Source organism: Pseudomonas sp. BW7P1 (assembly GCF_024981055.1).
GTDB classification, from domain to species: domain Bacteria; phylum Pseudomonadota; class Gammaproteobacteria; order Pseudomonadales; family Pseudomonadaceae; genus Aquipseudomonas; species Aquipseudomonas bananamidigenes.
Genome location: NZ_CP103374.1, coordinates 5,727,833 through 5,741,199 on the forward strand (window position 1 = coordinate 5,727,833; position 13,367 = coordinate 5,741,199).

Annotated in this window: 12 protein-coding genes; 9 read left to right on the forward strand and 3 right to left on the reverse strand. The window is 60.9% G+C overall.

What is annotated here, in order from left to right:
* Positions 1–7 precede the first annotated feature (7 nt).
* The 8 genes from NWV16_RS25920 to NWV16_RS25955 all read left to right on the forward strand — a co-directional run bounded on the left by NWV16_RS25920 (position 8) and on the right by NWV16_RS25955 (position 8,590).
* On the forward strand, positions 8–802 hold the full coding sequence (locus NWV16_RS25920) for a carbon-nitrogen hydrolase family protein (RefSeq protein WP_260521252.1): 795 nt from the start codon (positions 8–10) through the stop codon (positions 800–802).
* 38 nt (positions 803–840) lie between these two features.
* On the forward strand, positions 841–3,267 hold the full coding sequence (pqqF, locus tag NWV16_RS25925; protein WP_260521253.1) for a pyrroloquinoline quinone biosynthesis protein PqqF: 2,427 nt from the start codon (positions 841–843) through the stop codon (positions 3,265–3,267).
* 159 nt (positions 3,268–3,426) lie between these two features.
* A complete protein-coding gene (pqqA, locus tag NWV16_RS25930) occupies positions 3,427–3,501 on the forward strand; it encodes a pyrroloquinoline quinone precursor peptide PqqA (protein ID WP_003444522.1) in 75 nt (24 codons plus the stop codon).
* A gap of 81 nt (positions 3,502–3,582) precedes the next feature.
* Complete coding sequence (gene pqqB, locus NWV16_RS25935; RefSeq protein ID WP_260521254.1) at positions 3,583–4,494, forward strand: pyrroloquinoline quinone biosynthesis protein PqqB; 912 nt, start codon at positions 3,583–3,585, stop codon at positions 4,492–4,494.
* Between the two features lie 153 nt (positions 4,495–4,647).
* Complete coding sequence (gene pqqC / locus NWV16_RS25940; protein ID WP_085697728.1) at positions 4,648–5,400, forward strand: pyrroloquinoline-quinone synthase PqqC; 753 nt, start codon at positions 4,648–4,650, stop codon at positions 5,398–5,400.
* A complete protein-coding gene (pqqD, locus tag NWV16_RS25945) occupies positions 5,397–5,672 on the forward strand; it encodes a pyrroloquinoline quinone biosynthesis peptide chaperone PqqD (RefSeq protein ID WP_065259118.1) in 276 nt (91 codons plus the stop codon). The genes pqqC and pqqD overlap by 4 nt, the downstream gene beginning before the upstream one ends.
* Positions 5,673–5,703: 31 nt before the next feature.
* Positions 5,704–6,816: a pyrroloquinoline quinone biosynthesis protein PqqE gene (gene pqqE, locus NWV16_RS25950; protein ID WP_409519400.1), complete on the forward strand. Its 1,113-nt coding sequence runs from the start codon at positions 5,704–5,706 to the stop codon at positions 6,814–6,816.
* Positions 6,782–8,590, forward strand: a complete 1,809-nt coding sequence (locus NWV16_RS25955) for a S9 family peptidase (protein ID WP_260521256.1) — start codon at positions 6,782–6,784, stop codon at positions 8,588–8,590. The genes pqqE and NWV16_RS25955 overlap by 35 nt, the downstream gene beginning before the upstream one ends.
* 3 nt (positions 8,591–8,593) lie before the next feature.
* On the opposite strand, the gene NWV16_RS25960 is transcribed toward NWV16_RS25955, so the two are convergent.
* Together NWV16_RS25960 and NWV16_RS25965 are read right to left on the reverse strand one after the other, a co-directional pair.
* Positions 8,594–8,752 (reverse strand): YqaE/Pmp3 family membrane protein, encoded by a 159-nt coding sequence (locus NWV16_RS25960; RefSeq protein WP_065259115.1) that lies wholly within the window; start codon positions 8,750–8,752, stop codon positions 8,594–8,596.
* Positions 8,753–8,958: 206 nt separating this feature from the next.
* Complete coding sequence (locus tag NWV16_RS25965; RefSeq protein WP_260521257.1) at positions 8,959–10,242, reverse strand: aspartate aminotransferase family protein; 1,284 nt, start codon at positions 10,240–10,242, stop codon at positions 8,959–8,961.
* Positions 10,243–10,411: 169 nt separating this feature from the next.
* Between NWV16_RS25965 and NWV16_RS25970 the strand changes: the two genes are divergently transcribed.
* On the forward strand, positions 10,412–11,341 hold the full coding sequence (locus NWV16_RS25970; RefSeq protein WP_260521258.1) for a LysR family transcriptional regulator: 930 nt from the start codon (positions 10,412–10,414) through the stop codon (positions 11,339–11,341).
* 227 nt (positions 11,342–11,568) lie between these two features.
* Here NWV16_RS25970 and NWV16_RS25975 read toward each other — a convergent pair whose 3' ends face one another.
* On the reverse strand, positions 11,569–13,347 hold the full coding sequence (locus NWV16_RS25975) for an acyl-CoA dehydrogenase C-terminal domain-containing protein (protein ID WP_260521259.1): 1,779 nt from the start codon (positions 13,345–13,347) through the stop codon (positions 11,569–11,571).
* Between the last annotated feature and the right edge of the window lie 20 nt (positions 13,348–13,367).

Here is a 13,367-nt window from a genome sequence, read left to right on the forward strand (position 1 = left end):
AATCACGATGCGCGTAGCCCTTTACCAATGCCCACCGCTGCCACTGGAACCGCCCGCCAACCTCCAGCGCCTGCATCAACTGGCGATGGAGGCCAAAGGTGCCGACCTGCTGGTGGTACCGGAGATGTTTCTGACCGGCTACAACATCGGCAAGGAAGCGGTCGCGACATTGGCCGAGGTCTACAACGGTGAGTGGGCTCAGCAAGTCGGACGGATCGCCAAGGCGGCCGGGCTGGCGATCCTTTACGGCTACCCCGAGCGCACCGCCGAAGGGCAGATCTACAACGCCGTGCAGTTGATCGATTCGAACGGCGAACGCCTGTGCAACTATCGCAAGACGCACCTGTTCGGCGATCTCGACCGGTCGATGTTCAGCCCCGGCGATGGCGAGTTTCCCATCGTCGAGCTCAACGGCTGGAAGCTCGGCTTCCTGATTTGCTACGACCTGGAGTTCCCGGAAAACGCGCGGCGCCTGGCCCTTGAGGGTGCCGAATTGATTCTGGTGCCGACGGCGAACATGATTCCTTTCGATTTCATTGCCGACGTCTCGGTGCGATCCCGCGCCTTCGAAAACCAGTGCTACGTGGCTTACGCCAACTATTGCGGCCAGGAGGGCGACATCCATTATTGCGGGCAAAGCAGCATAGCCGCGCCGGATGGCAGTCGTATCGCTCAGGCCGGACTGGACGAAGCCTTGATCGTCGGTGAGCTGGATCGCCAGTTAATGGTCGATTCGCGCAATGCCAACCGTTACTTCCACGACCGCCGTCCCGAACTTTACGACGCGCTCAACAAGCGCTAATCCGCTAGCATGGGCACCTCACCGTTCTGGAAGTGCCCATGCCTGCGCCGACTCACCCCCGCCCCCATACTGAAACCCTGACCAATGGCCTGCGCGTGAACCTGCGTCACGTGCCCGGCCTGAAGCGCAGTGCCGCCGCACTGCGGGTGACTGCCGGCAGCCATGACGTGCCATTGGCGTGGCCGGGGCTGGCGCATTTCCTCGAGCATTTGCTGTTTCTCGGCACCGCGCGTTTTCCTGCACAGCAAGGGCTGATGGCCTACGTACAAGGTCACGGCGGCCAGGTGAATGCCAGCACTCGCGAGCGCACCACCGATTTCTTCTTTGAGTTGCCGCCAGCGTCCTTCAGCGGTGGGCTGGAGCGCCTGTCAGACATGCTCGCCCATCCGCGTATGAATCCGGACGATCAGTTGCGGGAACGGGAAGTATTGCAGGCGGAGTTTATTGCGTGGTCGCAGGATGCGGCGGCTCAGCAGAAAGAGGCGCTGTTCGAAGGATTGTCGGCAGCACATCCTTTGCGTGGCTTTCATGCCGGAAACCGCGACAGCCTGCCGGTAGAACGAGCGGAGTTCCAGCAGTCGTTGAAAGACTTCCATCACCGGTTTTACCGCACGGGACAGATGATCCTGAGCCTGGCCGGACCGCAGAGCATCGAAGAGCTGAGAGCCCTGGCCGAGCAGTTCGCCGCCACGTTGGCACCTGGGGATAAAACCGAACAGGCAGCCCCCGTTCGTTTGATGGACACTCCACACGCAACTTATCAACAGGTCGGCGAGCGGCGCGGCAATCTGCTGTTTGCATTGGAAGACTTGCCGGCGTCGTCCGCCGAAGCGCTGGCGTTCCTCTGCCACTGGCTGAACAGTGCCAAGCCCGGCGGATTGCTCGCTCATTTGCGGCAGCAAGGGCTTGCAGACAACTTGCACGCCTGCGTGCAGTACCAGTTCGCCGGGCAAGCATTGCTGCATCTTCAATTCACTGCAGTTGCCGGTTCTTTCGACCTCATTCGCGAGCAATCCCTGGACTGGTTGAGTTTCTTCGCCGCGCAGCGGGACTGGTCGACATTGCGTGAGGAATATTCGGCACTGCATCTACGCCGACAGCAAGTCAGCGGCGCACTGCAACTGGCGCAGCTCGACAGCGAGCAACTCGAAAGCGGCCTGTGCGATTCAGCCGTAGCCGCGCTCAAAGGGATTCTCGGCCAGATCGGCACTGTGGATAACTTCAGTCCCCATTGGCATCTGCCGACCGCCAATCCCTTCCTGCGCACAGCCGAACCGCTTGCCAACGCCGGCCTGATCCGTGGCCAGACCAGCGCTCACCGTGGCCTGCGCACGTTTGCTCAGGATCGCTCGCGTAGCCGCCGTGAGCGCTCGCCGATGCAATTCAGTCAGGCGCTGCCGGACAACAGGGACGAAGGCGCGGTGTACGTGCGCTGGCAGACTGAAGCAGCGGCCACCGCCGAGCTGCAGTCGAAATTGCAACACAGACTGCAGGAAGTGTCTGACGACGCCCGTCAAGCCGGGGTCGAGTTGTCGTTCTGCGCGACGGGTAATCAGTGGCTGCTGAGAGTGACCGGTCTGCAGGACACGCTGCCAGCTGTGCTGGAACATGCGCTTAAATCTCTGACACAAGTAGGCGCCAATTCAGCAAAGGAAGAGCCGCAGGCACCATTGATACCGATTCGTCAGCTACTCAAGGCACTGCCCGAACACTGCCTGCCAGCGATGAGCGAATCCGATGACGTCGCCAACCTGTGGACAACTTCCCGTTGGGACGGTCTGGCGCTGGGCCTCAACTCACAGACCCAAACCGCCATGGGCCTGGCCCTGAGTCGCATCCCCGGCACACCGGACAACCCATTACCCGCACCGTCGGCAATCAGCGCCGGTTACCTGTGGCACCGGATCGAAAGTGCGTCCAACGAACACGCCTTGCTACTGTTTTGCCCCACCGCCAGCCAGGAAGTCGCTGAAGAAGCCGCGTGCCGCCTTCTCGCACACCTGTGCCAAACGCCGTTCTACCAACGCCTGCGAGTCGAGCTGCAATTGGGTTATGCGGTTTTCAGCGGGTTGCGCCAGATCCATGGCCAAAGCGGAATGCTGTTCGGTGTGCAATCGCCAACGACCAGCGCAGCGCAATTGCTCGAGCACATTCAGCAGTTCCTCGATGACCTGCCAGCCCTGATCGAACAACTCGATGACGCCAGCCTCACCCAGCAACGCCAGACGCTTGCCGATCAGTTCGATGAAACCGCCCTGACTGGCAAAGAGGCGGCCGAGCTTCTGTGGCAGGCCCGTCTCTCCGGCCACTCGTCGGATTATCTGCTGCAATTGCGCAGCGCCATCACTCAACTGGATCGCCCGGCATTGCAAGCCGCCGCACAACGCCTGATCCGCGCCGAAGGCGGCTGGTACGGTCTGTCCAATGACCCAGCGCCAGGCGCACCATGGCGAGCGGCAAAATGATCATTACCAAGGCTGCAAGGAGCTTTCTCAAAGATTCACGGGCAATACCTTTGAAATTTTGAGTAACATAGCCACCTAACTATTTGGAACATCTCGGCGCTGCCGTGGACTATACCTATGGATAGCGCTATCTCACCCACCCGAAAAAGGAGTCACCCGATGGCCTGGACCAAACCTGCCTACACCGACCTGCGCATCGGCTTCGAAGTCACCATGTACTTCGCCAGCCGCTGAGTTCTGTCTCGTCAGAATTGCAGTGCAACGCCTCGGCTCGCCGGGGCGTTTTATTTTCAGCGTTGAAATGATGGAGCGTTCATGTTCGTCCAGATTCTGGGTTCGGCCGCCGGTGGCGGTTTTCCGCAGTGGAACTGCAACTGCGTCAATTGCGCCGGTTTTCGCGACGGCAGCCTGAATGCCAAGGCCCGTACCCAATCGTCCATCGCCCTTTCCGATGACGGCGTGAACTGGGTGCTGTGCAACGCCTCGCCGGACATCCGCGCGCAGCTCCAGAGCTTCGCCCCGATGCAGCCGGGTCGGGCCCTGCGTGATACCGGCATCAGTGCAATCATCCTGATGGACAGCCAGATCGACCACACCACCGGCCTGCTCAGTCTGCGCGAAGGCTGCCCGCATCAGGTCTGGTGCACGGACATGGTTCATGAGGACCTGAGCACCGGCTTCCCGCTGTTCACCATGCTCAAGCACTGGAACGGCGGGCTGGACTGGAACCGCATCGAACTCGACCAAAGCTTCACCGTCGCCGCCTGCCCGAACCTGCGTTTCACCCCGCTGCCGTTGCGCAGTGCCGCTCCGCCCTACTCGCCGCACCGCTTCGATCCGCATCCGGGCGACAACATCGGTCTGATCGTCGAAGACCTCGGCACCGGCGGCAAACTGTTCTATGCCCCGGGCCTGGGCAAGGTCGACGCACCGCTGCTGGATATCATGGCCGGCAGCGACTGCGTACTGGTGGACGGTACGCTGTGGGACGACGATGAAATGCAGCGCCGTGGCGTCGGCACCCGCACCGGCCGCGAAATGGGCCACCTCGCGCAAAATGGCCCCGGCGGCATGCTCGAAGTGCTGGAACAGCTTCCCGAGCAGCGCAAGGTGCTTATCCACATCAACAACACCAACCCGATTCTCGACGAAGACTCGCCGGAGCGCGCAGAACTGGTTCGGCGCAATGTAGAAGTGGCGTATGACGGCATGAGCATCGTGCTGTAGCTGAGGGCCTCATCGCTGGCAAGTCGAACAGCTCCCACAGGTATTGTGTACGCCACAGAACCTTGTGGGAGCTGCGGTTCGACGATTCGACTTGCCAGCGAAGGCGTCCTGACAGACACCAAAGAATCCAATGGTTGTTCCCGGAGAACAGACATGACTGACACTCCAATGTCCCCCGCCGAATTCGAAGCGGCCCTGCGTGCCAAGGGCGCCTATTACCACATTCATCACCCGTATCACGTGGCGATGTATGAAGGCCGGGCGACCCGCGAGCAGATCCAGGGCTGGGTTGCCAACCGCTTCTACTATCAGGTGAACATTCCCCTGAAAGATGCCGCGATCCTGGCCAACTGCCCGGATCGCGAGATCCGCCGCGAGTGGATCCAGCGCCTGCTCGACCACGACGGCGCCCCCGGCGAAGACGGCGGCATCGAGGCCTGGCTGCGTCTAGGCCAGGCCGTCGGCCTCGATCCGGATCAATTGCGCTCCCAGGAACTGGTACTGCCCGGCGTGCGTTTCGCCGTGGACGCCTACGTCAACTTCGCCCGCCGCGCCAGTTGGCAGGAAGCCGCCAGCAGCTCGCTGACCGAACTGTTCGCGCCACAGATCCACCAGTCGCGCCTCGACAGCTGGCCGCAGCATTACCCCTGGATCGACCCGGCCGGTTACGAGTACTTCCGAACCCGTCTCGGTCAGGCGCGGCGTGATGTCGAGCACGGTCTGGCGATCACGCTCGAACACTACAAGACCCGCGAAGGCCAGGAGCGCATGCTGGAAATTCTCCAGTTCAAACTGGACATCCTTTGGAGCATGCTCGATGCCATGAGCATGGCTTACGAACTGAACCGCCCGCCGTATCACAGCGTCACCGATCAACGGGTCTGGCATAAAGGAATCGCCTTATGAGTTTCGACCGCAGCAAGACCCCGAGCTGGCGCCCCGGCTACCGCTTCCAGTACGAACCGGCCCAGAAAGGCCACGTGCTGCTGTACCCGGAAGGCATGATCAAGCTCAACGAAAGTGCCGCGCTGATTGGCGGCCTGATCGACGGTGAACGGGATGTCGCGGCGATCATCGCCGAACTCGACAGACAGTTCCCCGGCGTGCCCGAGCTCGGTGACGACATCGAGCAATTCATGGAGGTTGCCCGTGCGCAGCACTGGATCGAACTTGCCTGAGTCATCGGCGCAAGTCCCGGCCAAACCGGAAATCGGCCTGCCGCTGTGGCTGCTCGCCGAGCTGACCTACCGTTGCCCGCTGCAATGCCCGTATTGTTCCAATCCACTGGATTTCGCCGAGCAGGGCAAAGAGCTGAGCACCGAACAGTGGATCAAGGTATTCCGCGAAGCCCGGGAGATGGGTGCGGCACAACTGGGCTTTTCCGGGGGTGAACCGCTGGTGCGTCAGGACCTCGCCGAACTGATCCGCGAAGCGCGTCAGCTGGGCTTTTACACCAACCTGATCACCTCCGGCATCGGCCTGACCGAGCAGAAGATCAGCGACTTCAAGAAGGCCGGTCTCGACCACATCCAGATCAGTTTCCAGGCCAGCGACGAGCAAGTGAACAACCTGCTCGCCGGCTCGAAAAAAGCCTTCGCGCAGAAACTGGAAATGGCTCGCGCCGTGAAGGCCCACGGCTATCCGATGGTGCTGAACTTCGTCACCCATCGGCACAACATCGACAGGATCGACCGCATCATCGAACTGTGCATCGCTCTGGAAGCGGACTTCGTCGAACTCGCCACCTGCCAGTTCTACGGCTGGGCGCAGCTCAATCGTGTCGGTCTGTTACCGACCAAAGAGCAACTGGTCCGCGCCGAACGCATCACCAACGAATACCGCGCCAAACTGGAAGCCGAAGGGCATCCGTGCAAGCTGATTTTCGTCACCCCGGACTATTACGAAGAGCGACCGAAAGCTTGCATGAATGGCTGGGGCAGTCTGTTTCTGACGGTCACGCCAGACGGCACCGCCCTGCCCTGTCACGGCGCCCGACAACTGCCGGTACAATTTCCCAATGTGCGCGACCACAGCATGCAGCACATCTGGTACGACTCGTTCGGCTTCAACCGCTTTCGTGGTTATGACTGGATGCCCGAGCCGTGCCGTTCCTGTGACGAGAAAGAACAGGACTTCGGCGGCTGCCGCTGTCAGGCGTTCATGCTCACCGGCGATGCCAGCAATGCCGACCCGGTGTGCAGCAAATCCGAACATCACGGCGTGATCCTCAAGGCCCGCGAAGAAGCCGAGCACGCCTCCCAGACCATCGAACAACTGGCCTTTCGCAATGAACGAAACTCGCGCCTCATCGCCAAAGGCTGAACCTTTCAGCGCCACTGCCGCCGTTACCGCCGGTGTGGATTTCGCCGAATTGCAGCTCGGCGCCACTGGTTTGTTCTGGAATGAATACCGCCCCGCCGATGCCGCGTGCCGGATCTGGCACTGGCGCGACGGCGTGGCGAAATGTCTGACGCCTGCGGGTTTCAGCGTGCGCAGCCGGGTGTACGAATATGGCGGCGGGGCGTTTTGTCTGACGCCCGATGGAGTGGTTTTCGTCAACGAGGCGGACCAGCAGTTGTACCGACAGACGCTGGACGGCGAACCCGTGGCATTGACGTCCGGGGAATGCCGATATGGTGATCTGCATTTTGCCAACGGGCAGGTGCTGGCTGTTGAAGAGAACGGTGATCGACATCGGCTGGTGGCTATCGATCTGGCGAGTGGCGAACGCCATAGGCTGGTTGAAGGCGCGGATTTTTACGCGTCGCCCATTATCAGCCCGGACGGCCAACGCCTTGCATGGATAGAGTGGAGCCGCCCGCATCAGCCGTGGACCTCCACCCGACTGATGCTCGCCGAACGCTCGGACAACGATTTTTTCGCCCCGCGTTGCGTGGCTGGTGAAGCACTTGAAGAGTCGATCCAACAACCGCGTTTCGATGCCAACGGCCGACTGGGCTGTCTGACCGATCGTGGTGGTTATTGGCAACCGTGGGTCGAGTCGACAGAAGGCTTGCAGCCGTTAGCCAGCGCCGAAGCCGATCATGCGCCAGCTCCATGGCAACTCGGCGGCTGCACCTGGCTGCCCGTCGACGAAGGCTTTTTGGCGAGTTGGAGCGAAGGCGGTTTTGGTCGTCTGGCGCTCAACGGTGAAGACTTCACTGGCGACTTCAGCCGCTTCCGTCATCTGGCTGTCGATGATCAGTTCATTTACTGCATCGCCGCCTCACCGATCAGCCCTTCAGCCGTGATCGCCATTGATCGCAAGTCGCGTGAAGTGAAATTGCTGGCCGGCGGCATTGCACCGCTGCCCGCCGACCGCATCAGCCGCCCGCAAACCCTTTGCTATCCGAGCGGTTCAGGTGAAGCGCACGGCTTCTTCTACCCGGCCACGAGTGGCGATGAGAAACCACCGCTGGTGGTGTTCATCCACGGCGGCCCGACATCGGCCTGTTACCCGATGCTCGACCCGCGTATCCAGTACTGGACGCAGCGCGGCTTCGCTGTTGCGGATCTCAACTACCGGGGCAGCAGCGGTTATGGCCGGGAATATCGACAAGCGCTGCATCTGAGCTGGGGCGCGGTGGATGTCGAGGATGCCTGTGCGGTCGTCGCTTACCTGAATGATCGCGGCATGATCGACGGCGAGCGTGCATTCATCCGAGGCGGCAGTGCCGGTGGCTACACGACGCTGTGCGCCCTGGCGTTCCATCAGGTGTTTCGCGCCGGCGCCAGCCTGTATGGCGTCAGCGATCCGGTGGCTCTGGGCCGGGCGACACACAAGTTCGAAGGCGACTACCTGGACTGGCTGATCGGCGATCCGGAGAAAGATGCCGGCCGTTACGCCGCGCGCACGCCGTTATCGCATGCCGACAACATTCGCGTACCGGTGATTTTCTTTCAGGGTGAACTGGACGCTGTTGTGGTGCCGCAACAGACCCGCGACATGGTTGCGGCCCTGGAGCACAACGGCATTGAGGTCGAAGCGCATTACTACGCCGACGAACGCCACGGCTTTCGCCGGGCCGCGAACCAGGCCCACGCGCTGGAGCAGGAGTGGCGTTTCTATCGGCGAGTGATGGGCCTGGCGGATTGAAACTCAGCGCTTGGCGATGATGTACACCGCATGCACGATCCCCGGGATATAGCCGCACAGCGTCAGCAGGATATTGAGCCAGAACGCACCGCCGAATCCGACCTGAAGAAACACGCCCAGCGGCGGCAAGATAATGGCGATGATGATGCGGATGAAGTCCATGGGGCAGCTCCTGATTGGGGGCTGGCTCGACTGAGCCATACAAGCTAATCGACCTGTGCCGTTTGTCAGGGTTCAGTGCAACCCGCGATATCGCCATTTGTTTGCCATTACCGGCGCACAAAAAAACGCCCCACGCCAAAAGAATCAGACGTGGGGCGTGCGTTATACCGCGAGACGGTTCTTGGATTCGGGTGGGAAACTTCAGCTCAAACGGCAATCCCTTTGCGGCATTGCAATTGCGCAGTGCGTACCCGGGAGAATGCGCGGGCCAGGCGCAGGAGCATTTCGTCGATGTTGGCCTTGCTGACGGTGAGCGCCGGGGTGAAGCGCAGGCAGTTGGCTTGTGGGGCGTTGAGCAGCAAGCCTTCGTGGAGCGCGGCTTTGACCACGGCCTCTGCGGAGTCTTCCGACAGGGTCAGTCCCCAGAACAGCCCTTGCCCGCGCAACTCGCCATGTTCATAACGATGGGCCAGACGGGCGAGCCCTTCGCGAAGATGCTGGCCGTTGTCCCGGATCTGTTCGAGGAAGGCGCCGTCCTGCACGCTGTCGAGCACCACCAGGCCGGCGGCTGTCATCAGTGCGTTGCCGTGATGAGTACCGCCCAGCTCGCCGGAGTCGAAACAGCAAGCCTTGCCTCGCGCCAGCAATGCAGCCAATGGAACGCCACCACCAAGGCCCTTGCCGAGCACGACGATATCGGCGCGCACGCCGTAGGACTGTTCGGCGAGCAATGTGCCACAGCGGCCAATGCCGGTCTGTACTTCGTCGAGGATCAGCAGAATTCCCAGTTCACGGCACAGGCGTTCGACACCCTTGAGGTAATGTTCGGTCGCCGGAATGACACCGGCATCGCTCTGGATCGGTTCGAGCATGATCGCCACGGTCTGCGCATCGACGGCAGCATGCAGCGCCGGCAGATCATTGAACGGCACCAGATCGAAGCCCGGCAACAGCGGCGCGAAGCGGTTGTGCAGGTTGCAGCTGTCCGACGCCGAGATCGTCGCCAGACTACGCCCGTGACAGCCTTGTCTGGCGACAATGATCCGCGAGGCGCCGCCGCGATGCAGTTGACCCCATTTACGCGCCAGTTTGATCGCGGCTTCACAAGCTTCGCTGCCACTGTTGAGCAGATACGCCTGATCGCTGGAAGTGCTGGCACACAAACGCTCGGCGAGGCTGAGCATGCCGCGGTTGTGCAGATTGAAGCCGGGATTGATCAGGGCCTGCGCCTGGCTGGCGATGGCTTTGACCAGCGCCGAAGGGCTGTGGCCCAGGCTGTTGGCGCCGCCGGCCTGGGAAAAGTCCAGGTAGGCACGGTCATTGCTGTCCCAAAGCCAGGAACCCTGGCCGCGAACGAAAACCTGCTGTGGGCGCTCGACGCTGGGCATCAGGCGCCCGGCATTGAGGCCATCGGCGGCATCCGATACATGGGTTTCAAAAGTCAGGTCATCGAGGCTCGGCGCCTGGCGCCGCAAGCTGAACAGATTCATTGAAAAAAACCTCGATTGAGGTTTTTTGAACTGCCTATGTAAACACTTTCGAAGCAAACGCTGGTCATTGCGCTTTCCGGCCCTGCAAGCCTTGTGAATGCGGTTAGACTAGGCGTCTTCAAGGCGCCGAGCCATTTCGATTTCCCAGCATTTTCGATAAGTATCACTTATGGATTTCAAACAACTGCGTTATTTCGTCGCGGTCTACGAAGAAGGCCATGTGGGGCGTGCCGCCGAACGCTTGTCGATCTCTCAACCGGCGTTGTCCCAGCAGATCCGCCATCTGGAACAGAACCTCGACGTCACCCTGTTCGAGCGCAGCAGCAAACGCCTGCTGCCGACCCTCGCCGCCCATACGCTGTACAACCACGCGCTGCCACTGCTTGATGGCATGCAACGTGCGCGCGAGGCGCTGGGCAACTTCAAGGGACAGGCGCTGCGTACGCTGGCGATCGGTGTGCTGCAAACCGTGCACACCAGCCTGGTGCCGCAAATGCTGGAACGGGTGCGCAAGGCCCAGCCGCATTTGGTGGTGCAGATTTATGAACTGACGGGACTGGAGATCGAGCGACGCCTGCTCAATGGTTCGCTGGACATCGGCATCAGCTATCTGCCGCCACGCCAGCCGGGTCTGCACGGCGTGATGCTGTACGAAGATGAATTGACGCTGGTCATTCCGGCGGATCATTCGCTGCGGGAATTCAAGAAGGTCTCGATGAGTCAGGCTGCCGAATTGCCCATGCTGCTTTTGGGAGAAGAATTCCAGATCCGTCAGATCTGGCAGGCGCAACTGGCCAGCCTCGGGCGACGCCCGCAGGTGCAGGCGGAGCTGAACAATATGGTGGGGATTCTCGACAGCCTGCCCCACACACGGCTGGCGACGGTGCTGCCCGGGCGCTCACAAAAGGAATACGACGATCAGGATTTGCTGTGGAAACCGATCAGCGAACCACGAGTACCGCTGAAGGTGGGTCTGGTGTGCCGTGATGTGCAACGCCAACAGGCGTCATTGGCGTTGCTCAGGACCTTGCTGGAAGAAGTGATGCAGCGCGAGGACAAACCTCTCAAAGGCTCGCCGGCTCTGGATTCCTTGGGCTGAAAATTTTCTGCGGGCATAAGAAAACCCCGCCGAAGCGGGGCTTTGCAGACTGTTTCCCTGACATCCATTTCACTCCGCCACCCTGGCAGAATCCTTACGTGTCCGTGTTATTGCTTTGCGCTTCCTGCGCTACGTCCATGGAAAGTAGATTAGCTCTGGATCCAATCTGCGCCTATGGGAGAACAGCAGCACGTCATGTAAGAGATCGCTTACATGGCGTCACGTCCTCAAAACTGTGAGGCATCCAGCAGGTACAGCGACTCGCTGCCCGCCTTCACCGATGCGCTCAACGAGTGAATACGCGGCAGCAGACGGGCAAAGTAAAACCGCGCGGTGCCGAGTTTGCTCGCATAAAAATCGTCCTGCGCTTCCTTGCCCAACGATGCCTTGGCCATCAGCGCCCACATGTACGCGTAGGCGGTATAACCGAAGGCCTGCAGGTATTCGACCGACGCTGCGCCGATTTCGTTCGGGTTGGTTTTCGCCCGGTCCAGCAGCCACGAAGTCAGTTCGTCGAGGGTATCGACGGCATCGCTCAGCGGCTTGATGAATTCACCGAGGTCGGCACTGGCGGTTGCGGTGAAATGACGGATTTCGTCGGCGAACAGTTTGTAGAACGCACCACCGCTGCCAACGATCTTGCGACCGACCAGATCCAGCGCCTGAATGCCGTTGGTGCCTTCGTAGATCTGGGTGATGCGCACATCACGCACCAGTTGCTCCTGACCCCACTCGCGAATATAGCCGTGACCACCGAATATTTGCTGGCCGTGGACAGTGGTTTCCAGACCCAGGTCGGTCAGAAACGCCTTGGCCACTGGCGTCAGCAGCGCCACCAGATCTTCGGCGCGTTTGCGGGTGACTGCGTCCTCGCTGAACTTGGCGGTATCCAGTTGCATCGCCACGTAGGTGGAGAACGCACGGCCGCCTTCGTTCGAGGCTTTCATGGTCAGCAGCATGCGACGCACGTCCGGATGGACGATGATCGGGTCGGCCACTTTGTCCTTGTTCTGCGCGCCGGTCGGCGCACGGCTCTGCAAGCGATCGCGGGCGTATTCAATGGCGTTCTGATAAGAGCGCTCACCGGACGCCAGGCCCTGTATGCCGACGCCCAGACGCTCGTAATTCATCATGGTGAACATCGCGGCCAGGCCTTTGTTCGGCTCGCCGACGAGATAACCCACGGCGTCGTCGAAGTTCATCACGCACGTAGCCGAGGCCTGGATGCCCATCTTGTGTTCGATCGAACCGCAATTGGCCGGGTTGCGCGCACCCAGGCTGCCATCGGCATTGACCAGGAACTTCGGCACCAGAAACAGTGAAATGCCTTTCGGCCCCGCCGGTGCGTCCGGCAGCTTGGCCAGCACCAGGTGGATGATGTTTTCGGTCAGATCGTGTTCACCGCCAGTGATGAAGATTTTCGTGCCGCTGATCTTGTAGGAACCGTCGGCCTGAGGCTCGGCCTTGGTGCGGATGATGCCCAGATCGGTGCCCGCATGCGGCTCGGTCAGGCACATGGAACCGGCCCAGATGCCGGCGTACATGTTCGGCAGATAAGCGGCTTTCAGCTCTTCGCTGGCGTGGGCGTTGATCGACAAACACGCGCCGGCGGTCAGCATCGGGTACAGACCAAAGGACAGGCTGGCGGAGTTGACCATCTCTTCGACCTGAGCCGACACAGCCTTGGGCATGCCCATGCCGCCGTAGGCCGGATCACCGCCGACGCCGACCCAGCCGCCTTCGGCATAAGTCCGATAGGCCTGTGGGAAACCGGCCGGTGTGGTAACCGCACCGTCGGCCCAGCGGCAGCCTTCTTCGTCGGCCGCGCGGCTCAGGGGCGCGATGCTTTTGCTGGTGACCTTGCCGGCCTCTTCAAGAATGGCTTCGACGGTTTCGGCATCGACAGTCTCGGCCAGTGCCGGCAGTTCGGCCCAGAGCTTGGCGACTTCGAACACTTCATTGAGGACGAAGCGCATATCGCGCAGCGGCGCTTTATAGTCAGCCATGGCAAACCTCGCAAAGATCA

What these genes read in the sequence shown, in the direction of transcription:
- NWV16_RS25920 (WP_260521252.1), top strand. Translation starts at nt 8, where the DNA reads ATGCGCGTAGCCCTTTACCAATGCCCACCGCTGCCACTGGAACCGCCC.
- pqqF (WP_260521253.1), top strand. Translation starts at nt 841, where the DNA reads ATGCCTGCGCCGACTCACCCCCGCCCCCATACTGAAACCCTGACCAAT.
- pqqB (WP_260521254.1), top strand. Translation starts at nt 3,583, where the DNA reads ATGTTCGTCCAGATTCTGGGTTCGGCCGCCGGTGGCGGTTTTCCGCAG.
- pqqC (WP_085697728.1), top strand. Translation starts at nt 4,648, where the DNA reads ATGACTGACACTCCAATGTCCCCCGCCGAATTCGAAGCGGCCCTGCGT.
- pqqD (WP_065259118.1), top strand. Translation starts at nt 5,397, where the DNA reads ATGAGTTTCGACCGCAGCAAGACCCCGAGCTGGCGCCCCGGCTACCGC.
- NWV16_RS25955 (WP_260521256.1), top strand. Translation starts at nt 6,782, where the DNA reads ATGAACGAAACTCGCGCCTCATCGCCAAAGGCTGAACCTTTCAGCGCC.
- NWV16_RS25960 (WP_065259115.1), bottom strand. Translation starts at nt 8,752, where the DNA reads ATGGACTTCATCCGCATCATCATCGCCATTATCTTGCCGCCGCTGGGC.
- NWV16_RS25965 (WP_260521257.1), bottom strand. Translation starts at nt 10,242, where the DNA reads ATGAATCTGTTCAGCTTGCGGCGCCAGGCGCCGAGCCTCGATGACCTG.
- NWV16_RS25970 (WP_260521258.1), top strand. Translation starts at nt 10,412, where the DNA reads ATGGATTTCAAACAACTGCGTTATTTCGTCGCGGTCTACGAAGAAGGC.
- NWV16_RS25975 (WP_260521259.1), bottom strand. Translation starts at nt 13,347, where the DNA reads ATGGCTGACTATAAAGCGCCGCTGCGCGATATGCGCTTCGTCCTCAAT.